This window comes from Allobosea sp. LjRoot237, from assembly GCF_964253285.1.
GTDB lineage: Bacteria > Pseudomonadota > Alphaproteobacteria > Rhizobiales > Beijerinckiaceae > Allobosea.
In genome coordinates this window covers 165029-184906 of sequence record NZ_CAXUQP020000002.1, presented here as the reverse complement: position 1 = coordinate 184906, position 19878 = coordinate 165029, and the positions used below count along the sequence as shown (strand labels likewise).

The following is a 19878-nucleotide window of genomic DNA, read 5'->3' as shown; positions in this document are numbered from 1 at the left end:
ATTCAGCCCGGTTCGCCCGCGATCACGCCCTTGCGGAACAGGAAGCAGCCATAGGGGCGGGGATCGCCGACCTGCACCACCGCGAAGGCCTGCTTTGCCGCCTCGTAGAAGGCAAAGCGCTCGATGCCGGCGAGCGGTTCGATGCGGCCGAGCGCGCGGTCGAGTTCGGCCTGAACCTGGCGCTGGACGTCCGGGATCGCGGCGGCATCGCCGACCACCAGCATGCGCCGGGCCGGCTGCGGCTCGAATTCGTCGATCGGCAGCACCGAGAGAATGGCCCGCGCCGCTCGCGCCATGCTGAGGCCAGGCAGGCGTACCAGCCGGCCACTCGTGGTGGCGCGCGCGATCTTTTCAGCCGGATGGTTGGCATCGACCAAAGCAAGGTCGTCGCCATGGCCCATGGCGGCGAGCACCCAGAGCAGGTCGGCGGACAGGACAGGGTCGATATTCCTGAGCATGTCACTGACGTCCGCGCTGCGAGAGGTAGAGTTTTGCCGCATTGCCGCCGAAAACGGCAGTGCGCTGCGCCCTGGAGAGGCCAGCGAGGAGAATTTCAGCTGTCGCGAACCATTGTGCATAGGAGGCGCGCAGCGTCACCACCGGCCAGTCGCTGCCGAAGATCAGCCGGTCAGGACCGAAGACGGCGAGGAGATGTTCGACGACCGGCCGCAATGTCTCCAGCGTCCAGTCCGACCCGGCTTCGGTGACGAGGCCGGAGAGCTTGCAGAACAGGGGCGGATAGGCGGCGAGCGCCGTCATGCCCTCGCGCCAGGCCGCGAGATCTCCGGTCACGAGGTCGGGTTTGGCGCCGTGGTCGATGACGCAGGCGAGGTCGGGGTGGCGCTCCAGCACTGCGAGCATCGGCGCAAAATGGCGCGGCTTCAGCAACGCATCGAAGACGAGGTGGTGCGCCGCCATCGCTTCGAAGGCCGGCGCTAATTCAGGACGCGCCAGCCAGTTGTCGTCCGCGATGTCCTGCACCATTGGCCGCAGCCCGACGAGGAGCGGATCGTCGGCGAGGGCAGCGATCCGTTCTACGATATCGGGCGCGTCGAAATCAGCCCAGCCGACGACGCCAGCGACGAAGGGCGTCTTCGCGGCGATATCGAGCAGGAAGGCGGTCTCGGCCTGCGTCGGCGCGGCCTGGACCAGGATGGTGCGGTCGATGCCGTGCTGCGCCAGCAGTGGGGCGAGATCGGCGGGGCCGAAATCGCGATGGATTGCGCCCAGCGCCGGCGTCAGCCAGCCATAATCGCCGCGCGCGAGGCTCCAGAAGTGCTGATGGGCGTCGATGCGCATGGCGTCAGGCCGGAACCGGGACATCGGCGCCGAGCAGGCCTTCGGCCTTCAGCTCGGCCCAGAGGGCGGCCGGAACCGGCGCCGAGAGCTCTGTCACCTGATCCGCGACCTCTTCCGGCTTGACCGCGCCCATGACCAGGCTCGCCACGGCGGGGTGCCCGAGCGGGAACTGCAAGGCGGCGCGTCGCAGCGGTACGCCATGGCGGGCGCAGACCGCTTCGATCGCCGCGACACGGGCGAGTATCTCGGGCGGTGCCGGCTGGTAATTGTACTTGGCGCCGGCGACCGGGCCGGTGGCGAGGATGCCCGAGTTGAAGACGCCGCCCAGCATCAGGCCGATGCCCTTCTGCTGCGCCAGCGGCATGAAGGAGGCGAGCCCCGGCTGCTCCAGCAGGGAATAGCGCCCGGCGAGTAGCATGGTGTCGAAATCGCCGGCATTAGCGAAGCGCTCGCACATCTCGGCCTCATTGACGCCGACCCCGATCGCCTTGACCGCGCCGGCCGATCGCAGCCTGTCGAGCGCACGATAGGCGCCGGCCATGGCTTCCGCGAAACGGCTCTCGATCTGCTCGCGCCCATGGGTCCAGACGTCGACGTCGTGGATCAGGACGACGTCGATGCGGTCGACGCCGAGGCGCAGCGCCGACTGTTCGAGCGAGCGCATGGTGCCATCGTAGGAATAGTCGAAGCGAAGCCCGTGCGGCAGGCCGCCGAGATAGCCCGAGCCGTCGCCGCGGCCGGCGAAGGGCTCGGCGACCCGGCCGACCTTGGTCGAAATCACCACATCCTTGCGTCCCGAGCGGCGCAAGCCCGCCCCGATGCGATGCTCGGAGAGGCCGTGGCCATAAAGCGGCGAGGTGTCGACGAGATTGACCCCGGCCGCGAGTGCCGCCTCGACGGTCGCGATCGCAGTCGCCTCGTCGATATGGGCATAGAGATCGCCGAGCGGCGCGCCGCCGAAACCGAGCGTCGTGACCTCGAGGCCGGAGCGTCCGAGGGGGCGGGAAGCAAGCGTGGAAGTCGTCATCGGGAGCCGGGTTCTCGGTCGTGTTGCATCACTATGTGCACGCCAACATGTCAGCTTGCAACCGCCTTTGATCCGCACTAGCCTGCGCTCCATTCCCGCGGCTTGGCAATCGAGAGCCTGCTTGCCGGAACGGGATCAAGACGGCCGGCAACGGCCGCATCAGTCCAGGGAGGACGTCCATGACCGAAATTCTCAAGCCGACGCGGCGTGGCCTGCTGCGCGGAGCCGCCGCGCTCGGGGCGACCGGCGCGATCACCTCGCCTTTGGTGCTGCGCGAGGCCCACGCCCAAGCGGCGTTCAACTGGAAGCGCTTCTCAGGCACGACGATCGACGTGCTGCTGGTGAAGAATCCGCGCTCCGACCTGATGCAGGCGGCCGAGAAGGAGTTCACCGAGCTCACCGGCATCAAGGTCTCGGCCGAGCAGGTGCCGGAGCAGCAGCAGCGCCAGAAGGCGGTGATCGAGTTCGCCTCGGGCAAGCCGAGCTTCGACGTCAGCGGCATCTCGCTGCATGTGCAGAAGCGCATGGCCGCGAAGGGCAAGTGGTTTGCCGATCTGACGCCCTTCATCAAGGACGCCTCGCTGACCTCGCCGGACTTCAATTTCGAGGATTTCGGCGCCGGCGCCGTGGCCTATGCCCGCCAGAGCGACGGGGCGCTCGATACGCTACCCTTCTTCGTCGACTACTGGATGGTCTACTACAACAAGGAGCTCTTCGACGCGAAGGGCGTCGCCTATCCCAAGAGCATGGACGAGATGGCGGTCGCGGCCGCCAAGCTGCACGATCCCGCCAAGGGCGTCGCCGGCTTCGTCTCGCGCGGCCTCAAGAACGCCAACGTCCCGGTCTGGGCCTGCCTGGTGCTCGGCCAGGGCATCGAGACCACCTCGGCCGAGGGCAAGCTGCTCACCGACACGCCCGAAGCGATCTGGGCCGGCGAGCTCTACAAGAAGCTCAACAAGGATACCGGCCCGGCCGGCCAGGTCGGCTTCAACTGGAACGAGTGCCAGACCACCTTCATGCAGGGCCGCGCCGCGATGTGGCTCGACGGCATCGGCTTTGCGACCCCGCTCGAGGACCCCAGCAAGTCGCGTATCGTCGGCAAGGTCGGCTATGGCGTCACCCCGCCGGGGCCGAAGGCGCACCATGCCGGCATGTTCGGCGACGGCATCGGCATCTCGCGCGGCTCCTCGAAGAAGGAGGCGGCCTGGCTCTACATCCAGTTCATGACCAACAAGGCCAACCAGCTCGCCATGCTGAAGGCGGGCGCCGGCGCGCCGGCCCGCTCCTCGGCCTATCTCGACAAGGCAACGATCGAGTCGTCGAAATTCGGCAAGCAGTATTTCGACTGCCTGCTGAACTCGGCCAAGATCGCCCGCGCCGCGCTGCCGCAGATTGTCCCGGTGACCGAGTTCCGCGACGTCTTCGGGGTGGCGCTGACCAATGCGATCGGCGGCGCCGATGTCGCAGCCGAATTGAAGAAGGCGACGGAAGCCTTCGCGCCGGTCTTGGTCAAGAGCGAGCAGGGCTGAGGGGCGCAAACGCAGAACCCCTCCCCCTTGTGGGGAGGGGCAGGGGTGGGGGGCGCAAAGCCGGAGCTCGGCGGAGTTTTCAACGGCCTTTTCGGCAAAGCAGGCCTCTCGCTTCGTCAGGCTGACGATCGCCAAGCGGCGCCACCCCCACCCCCAACCCCTCCCCACAAGGGGGAGGGGAAGCGACCGCAGCGGATGCGGCGGGAATTGAACGAACAGGCACCATGACCAGCACAACCCTGCCAGCCAGCAACCTCGCGACCCCCGCGCAAATCCCTGCGGCGGGTTCGGCGGATTTCACGCCGCGCTATTGGCTGTTCTCCCTGCCTGCGGTGCTGATCATCGCCGGGGTGATCGTCTTCCCCTGGCTGTTCACGCTCTATATGTCGAGCCAGGACTGGAAGATCGGCGGCGGGCCGGAATTCGTCGGCCTGCAGAACTTCGCCGAGCTCTTCCGCGATGCGCGCTTCATCGAATCGATGGGGCACACCTTCTACTTCACCGTGCTCGCGGTCGTGCTGCCGATCCTGTTCGGCACGGCTGCGGCGCTGGTCTTCCATCGCGAATTTCCGTTCCGCGGCCTGCTGCGCACCATCTTCGTGATGCCGATGATGGCGACGCCGGTCGCGGTCGCGCTGGTCTGGACGATGATGTTCCACCCCCAGCTCGGCGTGCTGAACTACCTGCTTTCGCTCGTCGGCATCGGCCCGCAGGCCTGGGTCTATTCGCCCAATGCGGTGATCCCGACGCTGATCCTGGTCGAGGTCTGGCACTGGACGCCGCTGGTCATGCTGATCGTGCTCGGCGGCCTCGCCGGCCTGCCGCGCGAACCTTACGAATCCGCGCTGATCGACGGCGCCAATGCCTGGCATATGTTCCGCCATATCACGCTGCCGCTGGTCTGGCCGTTCATCATGGTCGCGATCGTGATCCGCACCATCGATGCGCTGAAAGCCTTCGACACGATCTTCGTGATCACCCAGGGCGGGCCGGGAACGGCATCGGAGACACTCAACATCTTCCTCTATCTGCAGGCCTTCCAGTTCTACAAGATCGGCTACGCCTCCGCCGTCGTGGTGATCTTCTTCGTCATCATCATCATGCTGTCGCTGCTGCTGCTCTATGCGCGCCAGAAGTCGAAGTGGAACGCGTAATGAAGCGCCTCGCCACCAAACTCGGCTTCTACGCCTCGGTCTTCGTGCTGGTCTCGCCGGCGGTACTGGTCTTCCTCTGGATGATCTCGCTCTCGTTCAAGAACGAGCTCGACAACACCGCCTTCCCGCCGGTGTTCATCCCGAGCCCGCCGACGCTGGCGAATTATGTCGATGTCTTCGCCAAGAACAATTTCGCGCTCTATCTCTGGAATTCGATCCTGGTGACGGGCGGGGCGGTGCTGATCGGCCTCGCCGTCGGCGTGCCGGCCGGCTACGGCATTGCGCGCGGCAAGGCGCATAAGTTCGCGATCCTGATCCTGGTCGCGCGGATGACGCCGGCGCTGTCCTATCTGATCCCGCTCTTCCTGTTGTTTCAGATTACAGGATTAGTGGGCTCCATCACGGCGCTGGTGATCACCCATCTCGTCATCACCATCCCGATCATCGTCTGGATCATGATCGGGTACTTTGAAAACGTGCCGATGGAGCTCGAAGACGCGGCCCGCATCGACGGTGCCACGACCTGGCAGGCCTTCCGCCATGTCGCGCTGCCGCTGGCCCGGCCCGGCATTGTCGTCGGTGGCATCCTCGCCTTCATCTTCTCCTGGAACAACTTCATCTTCTCGGTGGTGCTGGGTGGCAAGGCGAGCCGGACGCTGCCGTCGGCCGTCTACAACTCGCTGACCTTCGAGCAGATCTCGTGGGGGCCGCTGGCGGCCGCTGCTCTTCTCGTCACCTTGCCTGTCCTGCTGCTGACCGTGCTCGCCCAGCGCGAGATCGTCGCCGGCCTCTCCGCCGGAGGGCTCAAGGATGGCTGACATCGCTGGCGCTGATCTTGCTGCGCGCCCGACCTCTCCAACGCCTCAACTGGACATCTTACGGAAAGACGCTTCGCAATGGCTCTGAACCCCAACCGCTTCGGCCTCTCCTGCGCCATCACCACGCCGATGCGGGAAGGCGGCGCCGTCGACCTGCCGCGGCTCGTCCATCATGCCCGCCATGTTCTCGCCAATGGCTGCGACTCGGTCACGCTGTTCGGCACCACCGGCGAGGGCGCGGCGCTCGGCAGCCCGGCCCGCACCGCCATGCTCGGCGCGCTCGTCGGCGCCGGGATCGATCCGGCCAAGCAGATTTATGCCGGTGTCGCCGCCTCCTCGCTGCACGAGGCGGTCGAGCAGGCGCAGACGGCGCTGAATGTCGGGGCGAAGGGTCTGCTGGTCGCGCCGCCCTTCTACTTCAAGGGCGTCAGCGACGAGGGCCTCTATGCCTGGTTCTCGCAGTTCTTCGAGAAGCTCGGCGGCGCGGCGCGCAACACCATTCTCTACCACATCCCTTCGGTCACGGCGGTCGACGTTTCGGTCGGCCTGGTCGAGCGGCTGAAGAAGGCGTTCCCGGGCGTCGTCACCGGCATCAAGGATTCCTCCGGCGACTATGCGACGACCGAGGCCTTCCTGAAGGCGCATGGCGAGCTCGCCATCCTGGTCGGCGATGAGCGCCAGCTCGCCCGCGCCGTACGCAACGGCGCCCAGGGCACGATCTGCGGCCTCTCCAACCTGACGCCGCATCTGCTGCGCCCGATGGTCTATGAGGGCGCCGAAAGTGCGGTGGTGAACGAGCTGGTCGACGAGATCTGCTCCTATCCGGTGCTGCCGGCGGTGAAGGCGCTGGTCGGCCATCTCCATGGCGATGACGGCTACGGCCCGATGCGGGCGCCGCTGACCGCGCTCGACGAGGGCCAGCGCAAGGCGCTGTTTGCTGCCTTCGACCGGATCACCCGAGCCAAGGCGGCCTAGAGCCCGTTCCGATCAGCTTGCAGAGCAAGCTGATCGGTAGAAACGGGCTCTAAACTCAAAGTGAGAGACGGATTCACCGATCAGATTGGTTCAATCTGATCGGATCCGGCTCTGAGGAGGATGCGATGAGCCAGCCCGATCCGGACCGCGAGGGCGAGCCGCTGAAGCTCAGGGAGCGGGCCTATGCCAGCTTCACCGAGCGGCTGCTCGCCCGCGAGATCCGGCCGGGCCAGTTCGTCACCCAGCGCGAGCTCGTCGCGATGACGGGCTTCCCGCTCGGCGCGATCCGCGAACTGATCCCGCGGCTGGAAGCGGAGGGGTTGATCAAGACCGTGCCGCAGCGCGGCATGCAGGTCGCCCATGTCGACCTCAACCTGATCCGCAACGCCTTCCAGTTCCGCCTCTTCCTCGAGAAGGAGGCGACGGCCGCCTATACGCAGACCGCGACCGATGCCGAGATCGCCGAGCAGCGCGAGCGGCACGAGGCGATCGTGCGCCGGGCCGAGGCCGGTGGCGACGAGACGCTGATCGAGGACGCCGAGAATGTCGACCGGCTGATGCACGAGATGATCATCGACCATCTGGACAACGACATCGTCAGCCAGGCTTTTCGCGTCACCTGGCTGAAGATCAGGCTGATCCGGCAATACGAGACGCGCATCCAGAACCACATCCTGATCCCGGTGATGCAGGACCACCTCAAGATCATCGCCGCGATCGAGTCGCGCGATCCGGAGGCTGCGGCAGCGGAGATGAGCGCGCACATCAACAACGCCCGGACGAGGGCGATGAGCTACTGACCACGATCAGGCGCCGATCGAGAAAAAGGCGCTGGAAGCGAGCCGGAAAACCGGCCGCATTGGGAGGAGAGCAACAATGACCAAGCTGACGAAACGCGCCTTTCTCGCGAGCTCGGCCGCTGCCGGCGCCGTGATCGCGATGCCGACCGTATTGCGCGCACAGGCCACCGTGATGCGCTGGGGCGAGATGCTGCCTATCACCCATCCGCAGGTGCAGATGGTCGATCGCATCGCCAAGGAGGTGAAGGAGAAGACCTCGGGCCGTGTCGACATCCAGTCCTTCCCGGCCGGGCAGCTCGGCTCCGGCAAGGACATGATGGAATCGGTCGCTTCGGGCGCGCTGACCATGACGACCGACGGGGCGGCTGCGCTCGGCTCGTTCCTGCCGCAGCTCTCGGTGGTCGAGGCGCCCTATCTCTGGCGTGACCCGGCTCATATGAGCAAGGTCGCCAAGGCGCCGATCTTCACCCAGATGAACGAGGAGCTGATCAAGAAGCGCGGCATGCGCATGGCCGCGGTGACATATTACGGCAAGCGCCACCTGACCACCGGCTCTAAGGCGGTGAAGAGCGTCGCCGACGTCGCAGGGTTGAAGCTGCGCGTGCCGCCGGTCGACACCTTCCGCGCCATGGTCGAGGCCTGGGGCGCCAAGGCGACGCCGGTCAACTTCAACGAGCTCTATCTGGCGCTGAGCCAGGGCGCGGTCGACGGCCAGGAAAACCCGCTGCCGACCATCCACAGCGCCAAGCTGCAGGAGGTGCAGAAGCACCTGATCCTCACCGGCCACATCATCACGCCCCGCCTGATCGTCATCAACCAGGAGTTCTGGAAGGGGCTGAAGGACGCCGACCGGACTGTGCTGGAAGCCGCCATCGCCAACGGCGTCGCCTGGCAGGATGCCGAGCTTACGAGCCAGGAGGGCAGCCTCGTCGCGACGCTGAAGGCCGCCGGCATGAGCGTCACGGAACCGGACCTCGAAAGCTTCAGCAAGCCGGTGCTCGCCACTCTGCCGAAGCAGTTCGAGAGCAAATGGGGCAAGGGCACCTGGGACGCGCTCGCGGCGCTGTGACAGGCGCTTCGATGGCCGTGATAAGCGCGGGGAACCCTCTCCTGGAAGGAGAGGGCAGGGTGAGGTGTGGGAGGCCAGACCAGCTCCGCGAGCGCTCACCGCGCGGTCGGGTTCAAGCCAACGTTTTCAGTCCGAACACCTCACCCCTGCCCCTCTCCTTTCAGGAGAGGGGTTCCCCGCGACTCAAGGCCCAATGGCAATGAAATCCCTCGTCGCTCTCATAGATCGCTTCGTGCGCGCCGCCGCGGTGGGCTTGTTGCTGGCGTTGCTAATCGCCGTGCTGCTCGGTGTCGCCTCGCGCCAGCTCAACGCCCCGCTCGCCTGGACCGACGAGCTCGCGCAATACCTCCTCGTCTGGACCGGTTTTGTCGGCTGGATCATCGCGGCGCGGCGGCGCTCGCATATCCGGATCACGGTCTTCGCCGACCTCTTGCCGAAATCGGCCGGCCGGCTGTTCGAGATTGCGACGCAAGCCGCGATCATCGTCTTCGCCGCGATCCTGGTCCGCTATTCCTTCGGCCTGATCGAGCGGACCTGGGATGTCGAGTCGATCGCGCTGCCGGTTTCGAGCGCGGCGCTCTACGTGGTGATGCCGCTCGCCGGTCTCGCGCTGATTCTGCAGGCACTGGTCGAGATCGGCGATGTCCTCGCCGGCCGCAGGATCGAGACCGCCGAGCCGGGGACGCAGCCGCTATGACGACGCTGATGCTGCAGATCCTGCCGGTCTGGTTCATCGCCCTGCTGATGGGCGTGCCGCTCTTCGTCTCGATGGGGCTGGCGGCGATCGCCTTCGCCTTCTTCGGCGGTTTCCCGCTCGGCATCGTGCCGCAGAAGATCGCACAATCGGCCAATTCCTTCCCGCTCCTGGCGGCGCCCCTCTTCATTCTGATGGGCAACATCATGAACTCGGCCGGGATCACCGACCGGATCTTCGCCTTCGCCACGGCCTGCGTCGGTTGGCTGCGCGGCGGACTCTGCCACGCCAACATCCTCGCCAGCGTGATCTTCGCCGGCATGTCGGGCTCGGCGGTGGCCGATGCGGGCGGCGTCGGCACGCTCGAGATCAAGGCGATGCAGGACGAGGGCTACGACGCCGAGACCGCAGCGGCGATCACGGCCGCTTCCGCCACGATCGGGCCGATCATCCCACCGTCGCTGCCGATGGTGATCTACGGCGTCTCGGCCGACGTCTCGATCGGCGGGCTCTTCCTCGCGGGCGTCATCCCGGGCCTGCTGATGGCCGGCGCGCTGATGGCGATGGTGGTCTATGTCGCCAAAAAGCGCGATCTGCCGCGCCATCCCTTCCCCGGTGCGGCGCAGCTCTGGGTCGCCTACAAGGAAGCACATTGGGCGCTGATGACGCCGGTGATCCTGTTCGGCGGGATGATGGCCGGCATCTTCACGCCGACGGAAGCCGCGGCGGTCGCGACCGCCTATGCGATCGTGCTCGGCCTCTTTGTCTACAAGAGCTTCTCGCTCGACGACCTGCCGGAACTCGTCGTCCAGACCGTCGAGACCACCGGTGTCGTGCTGGCGCTGGTGATGACGGCGGCGGCGCTCGGCTGGTGCCTGTCGATCTCGCGCATCCCGCAGACGGTAGGGCCGATGCTGGTCGACCTCGCCGGCAACCCGCTGATGTTCCTCCTGATCGTCAACCTGCTGCTGCTCTTCGTCGGCTGCTTCATGGAAGCGCTGGCGGCGATGCTGATCCTGATCCCGATCCTGACGCCGGCAGCGGCCCAGTTCGGCATCGACCCGATCCAGTTCGGCCTGATCTTCGTGCTCAACCTGATGATCGGCACGATCACGCCGCCTGTGGGGGTGGTGCTGTTCGTGACGTCGAAGATCGCGAAGATCTCATTCGAGGCGATGTCGCGGGCGATCATTCCCTGGTTGCTGCCGCTGCTCGCGGTGCTGGTCGCGATCACGCTCTGGCCGCCGCTGACGACCTGGCTGCCGAACCTCGTGCTCGGCAGATAGGGCGGGCTCACACCGTCCGCGTCACCTTGGAGAGGTGGGGCGGACGGTCGGGGTCGAGGCCCCGGCTTTTGGCGAGTGCCGCGACAGCGCCGTAGAAGGCGCGAACCTGCGCCAGCGGCAGCAAGGCAGTGGGCAGGTCCGGCGGCAGTGGCAGGGTTTTGCCTGTGCTGTCGCCGCCTCCGGCATAGCGCAGATCGGCGCCGAGGCCCGTGAAGGCCGTAGCTGCGGCGCAGACGCTATCACTGCCCTCGTCGCCCGGATCGAGCGCCAGCGCCGGGAAGCCGGGTCCCACCAGCGCCAGCGGGCCGTGCAGCACCTCGGCGGCGCTGAAGGCCTCGGCATGGATGCGGCAGGTTTCCTTGAATTTGAGCGCGATCTCCTGGGCGATGCCGAAGGAGAGGCCACGGCCGATCACGTAGAGGCTGCGAGCCTCGCGCCAGGATAGCAAGGCGGGTGTCCAGTCGCAGCGCCCGGCCGCGTCCAGCCCGTCGGGCGCCTGCGTGAGCGCGGCGCGCAGCACGTCGTCTCGTGCCCATTCCGCTGTCAGGTGCAGGAAAGCGAGGCAGGTCGCGAGGAAGCTCTTGGTCGCGGCTACGCTGCGCTCGGGCCCCGCCCGCAGCGGCACGAGCATGTCGACCATGCCGGCGAGGGGCGATGTCTCGTCGTTGACGAAACCGACCACGAATGCCCCGGCCCGTTTGGCCGCCTCGGTCAACAGCAGCGCATCGGGACTGCGCCCGGACTGCGAGACGGCGATGAACAGGGCGCGTGAGAGGTCGAGCTCACCGCCATAGACCGAGGCGAGGCTGGGGCCGAGCGAAGCGACGGGCAGGCCGAGCGCGCGCTCGATCAGGTATTTGCCATAGGTCGCGGCATGGTCGGAGGAACCGCGGGCGCAGGTCGCGATGAAAGCCGGCCGCTTGATGCGCAGGCGTTCGACGAGATCGGCGACGATCGCGCCGTTCTCCACGGATTGGCGGCGCGCGACAGCGGCTGCCTCGGCCGCCTCGCAAGTGAGCAGGGCTTCAGCCATGGCGGCGCAAGGGCCCTTCGAGCAATTGATCGGCGATGAGAGCGACCTGGCGCGGGTCCAGCTTGCGGCCGGCGCCGCCGACACTCTGAACCGAAAGCGTACCACAGGCGATGCCTTCGGCGAGGGCGCGTTCGGGCATCCTCCCGGCGAGCCAGGCGGCGAGGAAGCCGGCGTTGAAGGCGTCGCCCGCGCCAGTGGTGTCGAGCACGGCCTGGCACGGTGCGGCGGGAAGCGTAAGGCACTCGTTGCCCTGGTAGAGGCGGGCGCCGGCGCCGCCATCCTTGATCGCCACCAGCGAAAAATGCCGGGCGAGCCGCCGTCCCGCTTCGTCGAGATCGTCACAGGCCGCGATCGCGCGGGCTTCGGATGCATTCGGCAGGAAGACATCGACGCCGGTGCAGCGCGCGACGAGCTCCGGCGAGCGGATCAGCGTGTCGTCCCAGCTCGGATCGAGCGAGACGGTGAGGCCATGATGCCGGGCGTCGGTCACCAGAGGCGGGATCTCGGCCAGCGTCGCGAACTCGGCGATATGGAGGTGGCAGGCGCGGACATCGCCGAGGGCGGTGGGAAGCGTCGCGGGGCGGGCGGAGCCGGCGCGTCGGGACAGGAAGGCGCGCTCGCCATCCTGTACCATGGCGACGGTGAGCTGCGGACCGGCATCGACGGCACGCTCCAGAAAGGCGAGATCGACGCCGCTGCCTTCGAGCGCGGGCAGGAGCGATTGCGAGAACGGGTCTTCGCCAAGGCGTGCCAGCAAAGCGGCAGCGCGGCCGAGCCCGACGAGATGTGCGGCGGTGATGAAGCCACCGCCACCCGGCACGACCGCGACCTCATCGGCGAAGCGCTCCTCGCCGAGGCGCGGCATCGCGTCCAGCCCACGGAAGACGAGATCGCAATAGAGCCGGCCGGTGCTCAGCACGAGCCCGTCCGGCCGGGGCCGCCTGGAGATCACAAGGCGCGCTCGCTCTTGGCGTCGAACAGGCGCAGCGCCGAGGCCGGGGCGCCGAGCCTGACGGCGCTGCCGACGGCAGGCGGGTGCTTGGCCGAAGCCGAGGCGAGCAGCAGCCCGCCTTCAGCCTCGACATGGACGAAGGTCTCCGGGCCGAGCGGCTCGACCACCACGACCGTGCCGGAGAGGACGAGGTCGGCGCCTTCGCCTTGCTCGAGCACGCGCAGCTCTTGCGGCCGGACACCGACGAGAATGTCGGCTGGCAGTGCGCTGGACCATGCAAGCGGGGTTTCACCGAGCTGCAGCGTGCTGCGGCCAGCGTCCGCGGTTGCCTTTGCCGGCACGACGTTCATCGTCGGCGAACCGATGAAGCGGGCGGTGAAGACGTCGGCGGGCTTCTCGTAGAGCTCCATCGGCGCGCCGACCTGCAGGATATGGCCGTCGCGCATCACCACGATGCGGTCTGCGAGCGTCATCGCCTCGACCTGGTCGTGGGTGACGAAGACGATGGTGGTGCCGAGCCGCTGGTGCAGGCGCTTGATCTCAAGCCGCATCTGGGCGCGCAACTGCGCATCGAGGTTGGAGAGCGGCTCGTCGAACAGGAAGACAGCGGGGTCGCGCACCATGGCGCGGCCGATCGCGACGCGCTGGCGCTGGCCGCCCGAAAGCGCGGAGGGGCGGCGTTCCAGCAGCAGCGTCAGGCCGAGCACCTCGGCGACCTCCTCGACGCGCTTGCGCTTCTGAGCCTTGTCGAGCCCCGAGGTGTAGAGGCCGAAGGCGATGTTCTCGGCGACGCTCATATGCGGGTAGATCGCGTAGTTCTGGAACACCATGGCGATGTTCCGCTCTTTCGGCTCGAGCCGGTTCACGATCCTGTCGCCGATCGAGATCGTGCCGTCGTTGATGTCCTCGAGCCCGGCGATCATGCGCAAAGTCGTCGACTTGCCGCAGCCGGAGGGGCCGACGAAGACAACGAACTCACCATCCTCGATCGTCAGGTCGATGCCGTGCACGACCTGCGTCGCGCCATAGCGCTTGACCAGCTTGTCGATCGCGATCCCGGCCATCAGGCGGCTCCTGCAAGGGCGGTGAAGGCGGCGTCGAGCTCGTTGCGTGCGGCGTCCTCACGCGCCTTCGTCGCGGCCGCGGCGTCCTCGGCCGCGGCGAGCTCGGTGCGGTAGCCGGCGAGCGCCTCGCCGAGTGCCTTCGGGCCCGGCCCGCCGAAGCGCTCGCGTAAAGCGACGAAGTTCTCGGGCGAGACCGCAGTGGCGAAATCCTCGCGGCTGAGACCCGGCTCGCGGCCGGCGGCGTGGCGGAAGGCTTCGGCGAAGGGCTCGTAGCCATCGCGCGGCAGGTCGCCGTCGCGAGCGACGACAGCGCGCGCCACCGCCGAGGCGACCTCGTGGGCGGCGCGGAAGGAGAGGCCCTCCTTGCGCACCAGCGTGTCGGCGAGTTCGGTGATGGTAATGCAGGAGCGGCGGATGGTCTCGGCGACGCGGCGGCTGTCGACCGAGAGCGCCGGCAGCAGCGCCGCGAGCAGATCGAGCACGCGCCCGCCGCTCTCGAAGCTCTGGTAGCCGGCTTCTTGGGTCTCGCCTTCGCTGTCGTTCATGTCGGTGAACGGCGTGTTGTGGACGACGTCGCGGACAAGCCGGGCGCGGCTCACTGTCTGCGAGGCGAGATGGCGCAGATGCTCGATCGGCACAGGGTTGCGCTTCTGCGGCATGATCGAGGAGATCTGCACGAAGGCGTTCGGCACATAGACCTGGCTGACTTCGAAGGCGGTCCAGAACTGCAGGTCCTGGATCAGCCGGCCGAGATGCAGGAAGACCAGCTCGACCGCGCTGAAGACGCCGGTGACGTAATCGACCGCGGCGATGCAGCCATAGGAGTTCTGCAGCGGCGCCTTGAAGCCGAGCAGATGGGCGGTGCGGTGGCGGTCGAGCGGGAAGCCGGAGGTGGTGATCGCGGCCGCGCCGAGCGGGCAGCGATCGAGAAGCTCGCGCGCCTGCACTAGGCGCTGGTGATCGCGCAGCATCACCTCGATGGCGGCCGAGAGATAATGGCCGAGGGTCGAGGGCTGGGCCGGCTGGCCGTGGGTATAGGCGACGATCAGCGTCGCCTTCTCGCGCTCTGCCAGCATCCATGCAGCGCCGATCAGGGCCCGCAGCTGGCCAGCGAGCTTGTCGAGCCGGGGCTTCAGCGCCAGCTTGAACAGGGTGTGCTCGATGTCGTTGCGCGAGCGGCCGGTGTGCAGGCGGCCATTGTCGTCGGCTTTCAGGCGCTTGCGCAGCTCGGCCTCGACCAGGAAGAAATAGTCCTCGACCTCGCCGGTATAGCTCAGCGTCGCCGGGTCGATCTCGCGCTCGATCTCGATCAGGGCGCGGGCGATTTCGGCAGCAGTGGCGCGCGGGAGGATGCCGGTCTCGGCGAGCATGACGAGATGGGCGCGGTCGACGGCGCGGAAGCCCTCGACATGATGGGTCTTCACCGCGTCAAAGAGCGGGCGCAGCACCGTCTCCTTGTAGACCGGATCGGGGAAGACGGAGCTGTCGCTGGTGCGCGGATCGGTGTGGGCGGTCATCGCAACTATCCCTTGAGCCCGGCGAGCACGACGCCGCGGACGATGTAGCGCTGGAGCAGCAGGAAGACGGCGAGGGTCGGGATCGTCGCCAGCGCCGCACCGGTCATGATCAGCTCCCACTGGATCTGCGATTCGACCGCGAAGGAGGCGAGCCCGACAGGGAGCGTGTAGAGCTCCTTGCTGGTGGTGACGATCAGCGGCCAGATGAAGGCCGTCCAGTTGCTGAGGAAGGTGAAGATCGCGAGCGCCGACAGCGCCGGCGTCACCAGCGGCAAGGCGATGCGCCAGAAGATCGCGAATTCGTTGAGCCCGTCGACGCGGGCCGCCTCGAGGAAGTCGTTCGGCACCGTTTCGAAGAACTGCTTCATCAGGAAGGTGCCGAAGGCGGTCATCATGCCCGGGAACATGATCCCCCAGTAGCTGTCGAGCCAGCCGAAGTTCTTGGCCATGACGTACCAGGGGATGACCAGCATCTCGGTCGGGATCATCAGCGTCGAGAGGATCGCCAGGAAGACGAGATAGCGGCCGCGGAACTGGAACTTCGCCAGCGTGTAGCCGACTAGGCTGTCGAAGAAGACGTTCGACAGGGTGACGATCGTCGCGATCGCCAGAGAGTTCCAGAACCAGCGCAGGAAGCGCCCATCCGAGAGCACGGTCTTGTAGTTGTCGAGCGTCGGCGCCGCCGGGATCAGCCGGAGATCGTAGATATCGGCCGAATCCTTCAGCGAGGTCGAGAACATGAAGAGCAGCGGCGTCAGCATCAGGAGGCCGCCGGCGAGCAGCAGCAGCCAGACGAGGACGCGGCCGGGCGCGAAGCGGTGCATGAGCGAGGAGCCGGTCATCAGCGATCCCTCAGCAGGCGCAGCTGCAGCAGCGAGACGCAGAGCAGGACGAGGAAGAGCACGACGGTTTGCGCCGCCGCATAGCCCATGTCGAAGGAGGAGAACGCCGTCTGATAGATCATCAGCACCAGCGGCTTGGTCGCGTTGAGCGGGCCGCCGGGATCGCCGCTGGTCATGTTGTAGACCTGGTCGAAGATGCGCAGGAAGCCGATCGAGGAGAACACGACGAGGAAGATGATCGTCGGCTTGAGCAGGGGCAGCGTGATCTTGCGCAGGATGGCGAAGTCGGAGACGCCGTCGATGCGCGCCGCCTCGTAATAGGTCGTCGGAATGGCGCGCAGGCCGGCGAGGAAGATCACCACCTGGAAGCCGAGGCCGGCCCAGATCGCCGGGGCCAGCACGGCCGGCAGCGCCTGCGTCGTCGAGCGCAGGAAGGGCTGCTGGGAGAAGCCGAGAGAGGAGATGACGTCGTTGATCAGGCCGATCGGCACCGGCTGGTAGAACCAGCGCCAGACCCAGGCCATCGCGGTGGCCGTAGTCAGGAAGGGCAGGAAGTACAGCGCCCGGATGAAGCCGTGCATGAAGCGGACGCGGTCGAGATGGTAGGCGATGGTGAAGGCGAGGACGAGGCTGACCGGCGTGCCGATGATCAGGTAGAGGAAGGTGTTGCGGAAGACCTGCCAGAACACCGGATCGGCCATCAGCCGCTTGAAGTTTGCCAGCCCGACGAAGGAGGGCGAGTTCATCAGGTTCCAGTTCGTGGTCGAGATCACGAAGGCCTCGACCGTCGGGTAGAAGCGGATCAGCCCGTAGAACAGGATCGGTACGGCAAGGAAGGCCCAGGCCCAGACCACCTGCTTCTGCTGCAGGGAGAGCCCGTGCCAGAGGCCTCCGCGCGAACCCTGACCTTGCAAGGACATGCTCATGACGATCGATCCGGGTTCACGCTCGAACCACGCCGTCATCCCGGACAAGCGGCGATAGCCGCGCAGCTCCGGGATCCATCATAGAATACTGTTCCCTACGATGGATCCCGGAGCTCCGCTTCGCTAGGTCCGGGATGACGATGTGGTTCACGGGCAAGCCGAGAGCTGGCTCACTTCTTGTAGAAGCGGTCGAGGATCGCCTGTTCGGCCTTGGCGGATTCGGCCAGCGAAGCCTTGGCGTCCTGGTTCTGGATCAGGACCCGGTTGGTCATGTCGAGCCCGACCTGGCGCTGCGCCAGCTCGTCGACGAAGACCGTCGCCTGCGAATAGTTCAGTGCCTTGAGGAACGGGCCATAGATCGGGTGGCTAAGGTTCTTCTCGGTCTCGGCCGCCGCCTTGCGGGCGGGCAGCTCGCCGACCATGTCGAGCCAGACCTGCATCGCTTCCGGCGAGGTCGTGAAGGCCATGAACTTCTTGGCGGCTTCGAGCTTGGCGCCGGTCGGCTTGCCGGTGATGGCGTTGACCCAGTAGCTGGCGAAGTTCGAGCGCTTGCCGTCGGCGCTCGCCGGCAGTTCGGTGACGCCCCATTCGAAGTTCTTGATGCCGCCGAAGGCGCCGAGGCGGAAGGAGCCGTCGACCGTCATCGCGGCGCGGCCGGCGCGGAAGGCGGCCTGGCCCTCGTCCATGAAGCCGGCCTGGCCGACCTTGTGGACGCGCTGCAGGTCGGCATACCAGTTCAGCGCCTTGGCGCCGGCCTCGCTGTCATAGGCGACGGTCTTGTTGTCGTCGGAATAGGGCTTGCCGCCCATCTGGCGCAGCAGTACCTCGCGCCACCAGTGCAGGTCCTGGCCGGGCATGTCGATCACGGCGCCGGCCGAGAGCATATTGCCGGCGGCGTCGCGCTTCACCGTCTTCTTGGCGGCTTCGAGGTACTCGTCGAGCGTCTGCGGCGGCTTGTTCGGGTCGAGCCCGGCCTCCTGGAACAGCTTCTTGTTGTAGAACAGGGCGAGCGTGCGGACCGCTGTCGGCAGGCCGTAATACTCGCCGTCGCGCTTCATCGTCTGGACGATCGGGTAGAATTCCTTCTCGATCATGTCGTGCGGGAAGGCGTCGCGCGGCAGCGGCTGGATGAACTTGGCGCCGACGAAATTGTCGAGCCAGCCATAATAGAGCTGGACCACGTCCGGCCCCTGGCCGGCGGGAACGGCGGCGGCGATCTTGGTCTGGTAGTCGGCATAGGGGAAGGTCGTGTGCTTGACCTTGATGCCGGGATTGGCGGCCTCGAAGCGCTTGATCAGCTCGTTCATCGCCTTGATGCGGGCGTCGAACACATATTGCCAGTACTCGATCTCGACCGCCTGGGCGCGCGCGCCGGCAATGGCGCCGACCGACATCAGAACACCCAGAACCAGTCCGCGAAAGCCGCGCATGATCTGTCCTCCCCATCTCGTTGCGACGTCCGCCCGCATGCTCGCTCCCGGCTGCCGGACGTTCGGCAGGCATGCTTTCCCGCAGCTCGCCTGCTGTCAATAGATTAATTCACTTGAGTTTGATTAATGGCCGTCGCAGCTTGTGCAGACAGAACGGGCCGACCCACAATGCCGCACCGCAAGCCTCCAGCCGCGCAGAGCGTCGCCCTCGGCGCCAATCCCGAGCGGGCGCGCCGGCACAACCGGCGCGTCGTGCTCGAGACATTGCGACAGCATGGCCGGCTCGGCCGCTCCGATATCGCCAATCTGACGCGGCTGACGGCGCAGGCGGTCTCGAACATCGTCGCCGAGCTGCTGGACGAGGGCTTCCTGATCGAGCTCGGGCGCCGGCGCACGGCGCGCGGCCAGCCCCCGGTCGAGTTCGCCCTCAACGCTGATGGCGGCGTGACCGCCGGCATGGAAATCGCCGCCGATCACATCACCACCGTGCTGGTCGACCTTACCGGCGAGGTCAGGGCGCAGCGCGTCGTGCCGTTGCCGGACATCTCGGTCGAGGCGGTGCAAGCGCTGGCGGCGGCAGAGCTCAAGCGGGCGCGGGCAACGCGGGGCCTGCCGGAGCGCCTGCTCGGCTGCGGCGTGGTGATGCCCGGCCCGTTCGATTTCGAGGGGACGATCACCGTCGGTTCGACGGCGCTGCCCGGCTGGACGGGGCGCGACGTGACGGCGCTGATGAGCGCCGCGCTGGCGACATCCGTGACGGTCGAGAACGATGCGACGGCGGCGGCGGTCGGCGAGCATCTCTACGGTATCGGCCGCAACCTCCGGCATTTCTGCCTGGTCTATTTCGGGCTCGGGCTCGGCCTTGGGCTAATGCTCGGCGGCGAGCCCTATCGGGGTGCCTTCGGCAATGCCGGCGAGCTCGGCCATGTTCCGGTCGTGCCGCAGGGCTTGCCATGCATCTGCGGCCGCCAGGGCTGCCTTGAAAGCTATGTCTCGCCCTCGGCCTTGCAGGAGACGCTGCGCCAAGCGGGGATCGCGCAGGTCGATGCGGCCAGCATCGCCGGACTCCATGCCGATGGGCACCCGGCCGTGCTGGGCTGGATCGCTGAGGCCGGGTCGCTGCTCGCGCCGGTGCTCGCCATGCTGGAGAACCTGTTCGACCCGGAGACGATCATCCTTGGAGGTGCGCTGCCGGACAGCGTCATCGATGCCCTGATTGCGGCAGCCGAGCCGTTGCCGCTGTCTGTCGCCAGACGCGATGGGCGAGCCATTCCACGCCTCCAACGCGGCACGACCGGTCAGCTTACAGCCGCGCTCGGGGCTGCGGCGCTGCCCCTGCTCGATGCGATCGCGCCGCGGCTGGTGCGCAATGCGGCCATGGCCGAGCCTGCCGCACCAAGTACCGCCGCTGCGTCATAGGCGGCCGATCGCGATGTCGCAGACGTGACGAGCTTTCGGCTGCG

At 67.0% G+C, this 19878-nt stretch carries 19 protein-coding genes; 9 read left to right on the top strand and 10 right to left on the bottom strand.

From position 1 onward, the window contains the following. Positions 1 to 2 precede the first annotated feature (2 nt). The 3 genes from ACSQ24_RS28400 to ACSQ24_RS28390 are packed head-to-tail and all read right to left on the bottom strand — an operon-like array spanning position 3 to position 2326. Positions 3 to 458, bottom strand: coding sequence for an RbsD/FucU family protein (locus ACSQ24_RS28400; protein WP_436098135.1), 456 nt, complete (start codon positions 456 to 458; stop codon positions 3 to 5). Between the two features lies 1 nt (position 459). Further along, positions 460 to 1299, bottom strand: coding sequence for an amidohydrolase family protein (locus tag ACSQ24_RS28395; protein WP_436098134.1), 840 nt, complete (start codon positions 1297 to 1299; stop codon positions 460 to 462). A gap of 4 nt (positions 1300 to 1303) precedes the next feature. Further along, positions 1304 to 2326: an aldo/keto reductase gene (locus ACSQ24_RS28390; RefSeq protein WP_436098133.1), complete on the bottom strand. Its 1023-nt coding sequence runs from the start codon at positions 2324 to 2326 to the stop codon at positions 1304 to 1306. A 179-nt stretch (positions 2327 to 2505) separates the two neighbouring features. On the opposite strand from ACSQ24_RS28390, the gene ACSQ24_RS28385 reads away from it, so the two are divergent. The 8 genes from ACSQ24_RS28385 (at position 2506) to ACSQ24_RS28350 (ending at position 10651) form a co-directional block, all read left to right on the top strand. After that, entirely contained in the window at positions 2506 to 3855 is a 1350-nt protein-coding gene (locus ACSQ24_RS28385) for an ABC transporter substrate-binding protein (RefSeq protein ID WP_436098132.1), read from the top strand. Positions 3856 to 4079: 224 nt separating this feature from the next. Then, complete coding sequence (locus ACSQ24_RS28380; protein ID WP_436098131.1) at positions 4080 to 5009, top strand: carbohydrate ABC transporter permease; 930 nt, start codon at positions 4080 to 4082, stop codon at positions 5007 to 5009. Continuing rightward, on the top strand, positions 5009 to 5827 hold the full coding sequence (locus tag ACSQ24_RS28375) for a carbohydrate ABC transporter permease (RefSeq protein WP_436098130.1): 819 nt from the start codon (positions 5009 to 5011) through the stop codon (positions 5825 to 5827). Before ACSQ24_RS28380 ends, ACSQ24_RS28375 begins: the two co-directional genes overlap by 1 nt. A 78-nt stretch (positions 5828 to 5905) precedes the next feature. Further along, positions 5906 to 6802: a dihydrodipicolinate synthase family protein gene (locus ACSQ24_RS28370; protein ID WP_436098129.1), complete on the top strand. Its 897-nt coding sequence runs from the start codon at positions 5906 to 5908 to the stop codon at positions 6800 to 6802. Between the two features lie 125 nt (positions 6803 to 6927). After that, positions 6928 to 7602, top strand: coding sequence for a GntR family transcriptional regulator (locus tag ACSQ24_RS28365; RefSeq protein WP_436098128.1), 675 nt, complete (start codon positions 6928 to 6930; stop codon positions 7600 to 7602). 76 nt (positions 7603 to 7678) lie between these two features. Beyond that, positions 7679 to 8671 (top strand): sialic acid TRAP transporter substrate-binding protein SiaP, encoded by a 993-nt coding sequence (locus tag ACSQ24_RS28360; protein WP_436098127.1) that lies wholly within the window; start codon positions 7679 to 7681, stop codon positions 8669 to 8671. A 199-nt stretch (positions 8672 to 8870) separates the two neighbouring features. Then, positions 8871 to 9368 carry a TRAP transporter small permease gene (locus ACSQ24_RS28355; protein WP_436098126.1) on the top strand — a complete coding sequence of 166 codons (498 nt, stop codon included), beginning with the start codon at positions 8871 to 8873 and terminating at the stop codon, positions 9366 to 9368. After that, on the top strand, positions 9365 to 10651 hold the full coding sequence (locus tag ACSQ24_RS28350) for a TRAP transporter large permease (protein ID WP_436098125.1): 1287 nt from the start codon (positions 9365 to 9367) through the stop codon (positions 10649 to 10651). Before ACSQ24_RS28355 ends, ACSQ24_RS28350 begins: the two co-directional genes overlap by 4 nt. 7 nt (positions 10652 to 10658) lie before the next feature. Here ACSQ24_RS28350 and ACSQ24_RS28345 read toward each other — a convergent pair whose 3' ends face one another. From ACSQ24_RS28345 to ACSQ24_RS28315, 7 genes are all read right to left on the bottom strand, one after another. Next, complete coding sequence (locus tag ACSQ24_RS28345; protein ID WP_436098124.1) at positions 10659 to 11684, bottom strand: SIS domain-containing protein; 1026 nt, start codon at positions 11682 to 11684, stop codon at positions 10659 to 10661. Then, entirely contained in the window at positions 11677 to 12549 is an 873-nt protein-coding gene (locus tag ACSQ24_RS28340; RefSeq protein WP_436098195.1) for a carbohydrate kinase family protein, read from the bottom strand. Before ACSQ24_RS28340 ends, ACSQ24_RS28345 begins: the two co-directional genes overlap by 8 nt. Positions 12550 to 12632: 83 nt before the next feature. Continuing rightward, positions 12633 to 13700, bottom strand: a complete 1068-nt coding sequence (locus ACSQ24_RS28335; RefSeq protein WP_436098123.1) for an ABC transporter ATP-binding protein — start codon at positions 13698 to 13700, stop codon at positions 12633 to 12635. Beyond that, entirely contained in the window at positions 13700 to 15217 is a 1518-nt protein-coding gene (locus ACSQ24_RS28330) for an argininosuccinate lyase (protein ID WP_436098122.1), read from the bottom strand. Before ACSQ24_RS28330 ends, ACSQ24_RS28335 begins: the two co-directional genes overlap by 1 nt. Positions 15218 to 15222: 5 nt before the next feature. Next, the gene (locus tag ACSQ24_RS28325; protein WP_436098121.1) at positions 15223 to 16059 is read right to left on the bottom strand and encodes a carbohydrate ABC transporter permease; all 837 of its coding nucleotides are present in this window, start codon (positions 16057 to 16059) and stop codon (positions 15223 to 15225) included. Further along, a complete protein-coding gene (locus ACSQ24_RS28320; protein ID WP_436098120.1) occupies positions 16059 to 16985 on the bottom strand; it encodes a carbohydrate ABC transporter permease in 927 nt (308 codons plus the stop codon). The genes ACSQ24_RS28325 and ACSQ24_RS28320 overlap by 1 nt, the downstream gene beginning before the upstream one ends. Before the next feature lie 170 nt (positions 16986 to 17155). Beyond that, positions 17156 to 18415 (bottom strand): extracellular solute-binding protein, encoded by a 1260-nt coding sequence (locus ACSQ24_RS28315; RefSeq protein WP_436098119.1) that lies wholly within the window; start codon positions 18413 to 18415, stop codon positions 17156 to 17158. A gap of 168 nt (positions 18416 to 18583) precedes the next feature. Between ACSQ24_RS28315 and ACSQ24_RS28310 the strand changes: the two genes are divergently transcribed. Then, a complete protein-coding gene (locus tag ACSQ24_RS28310; protein ID WP_436098118.1) occupies positions 18584 to 19834 on the top strand; it encodes an ROK family protein in 1251 nt (416 codons plus the stop codon). Positions 19835 to 19878: the final 44 nt, after the last annotated feature.

What these genes read in the sequence shown, in the direction of transcription:
- ACSQ24_RS28325 (WP_436098121.1), bottom strand. Translation starts at nt 16,059, where the DNA reads ATGACCGGCTCCTCGCTCATGCACCGCTTCGCGCCCGGCCGCGTCCTC.
- ACSQ24_RS28375 (WP_436098130.1), top strand. Translation starts at nt 5,009, where the DNA reads ATGAAGCGCCTCGCCACCAAACTCGGCTTCTACGCCTCGGTCTTCGTG.
- ACSQ24_RS28370 (WP_436098129.1), top strand. Translation starts at nt 5,906, where the DNA reads ATGGCTCTGAACCCCAACCGCTTCGGCCTCTCCTGCGCCATCACCACG.
- ACSQ24_RS28335 (WP_436098123.1), bottom strand. Translation starts at nt 13,700, where the DNA reads ATGGCCGGGATCGCGATCGACAAGCTGGTCAAGCGCTATGGCGCGACG.
- ACSQ24_RS28355 (WP_436098126.1), top strand. Translation starts at nt 8,871, where the DNA reads ATGAAATCCCTCGTCGCTCTCATAGATCGCTTCGTGCGCGCCGCCGCG.
- ACSQ24_RS28385 (WP_436098132.1), top strand. Translation starts at nt 2,506, where the DNA reads ATGACCGAAATTCTCAAGCCGACGCGGCGTGGCCTGCTGCGCGGAGCC.
- ACSQ24_RS28380 (WP_436098131.1), top strand. Translation starts at nt 4,080, where the DNA reads ATGACCAGCACAACCCTGCCAGCCAGCAACCTCGCGACCCCCGCGCAA.
- ACSQ24_RS28365 (WP_436098128.1), top strand. Translation starts at nt 6,928, where the DNA reads ATGAGCCAGCCCGATCCGGACCGCGAGGGCGAGCCGCTGAAGCTCAGG.
- ACSQ24_RS28345 (WP_436098124.1), bottom strand. Translation starts at nt 11,684, where the DNA reads ATGGCTGAAGCCCTGCTCACTTGCGAGGCGGCCGAGGCAGCCGCTGTC.
- ACSQ24_RS28350 (WP_436098125.1), top strand. Translation starts at nt 9,365, where the DNA reads ATGACGACGCTGATGCTGCAGATCCTGCCGGTCTGGTTCATCGCCCTG.
- ACSQ24_RS28340 (WP_436098195.1), bottom strand. Translation starts at nt 12,549, where the DNA reads ATGCCGCGCCTCGGCGAGGAGCGCTTCGCCGATGAGGTCGCGGTCGTG.
- ACSQ24_RS28395 (WP_436098134.1), bottom strand. Translation starts at nt 1,299, where the DNA reads ATGCGCATCGACGCCCATCAGCACTTCTGGAGCCTCGCGCGCGGCGAT.
- ACSQ24_RS28390 (WP_436098133.1), bottom strand. Translation starts at nt 2,326, where the DNA reads ATGACGACTTCCACGCTTGCTTCCCGCCCCCTCGGACGCTCCGGCCTC.
- ACSQ24_RS28360 (WP_436098127.1), top strand. Translation starts at nt 7,679, where the DNA reads ATGACCAAGCTGACGAAACGCGCCTTTCTCGCGAGCTCGGCCGCTGCC.
- ACSQ24_RS28320 (WP_436098120.1), bottom strand. Translation starts at nt 16,985, where the DNA reads ATGAGCATGTCCTTGCAAGGTCAGGGTTCGCGCGGAGGCCTCTGGCAC.
- ACSQ24_RS28310 (WP_436098118.1), top strand. Translation starts at nt 18,584, where the DNA reads ATGCCGCACCGCAAGCCTCCAGCCGCGCAGAGCGTCGCCCTCGGCGCC.
- ACSQ24_RS28330 (WP_436098122.1), bottom strand. Translation starts at nt 15,217, where the DNA reads ATGACCGCCCACACCGATCCGCGCACCAGCGACAGCTCCGTCTTCCCC.
- ACSQ24_RS28315 (WP_436098119.1), bottom strand. Translation starts at nt 18,415, where the DNA reads ATGCGCGGCTTTCGCGGACTGGTTCTGGGTGTTCTGATGTCGGTCGGC.
- ACSQ24_RS28400 (WP_436098135.1), bottom strand. Translation starts at nt 458, where the DNA reads ATGCTCAGGAATATCGACCCTGTCCTGTCCGCCGACCTGCTCTGGGTG.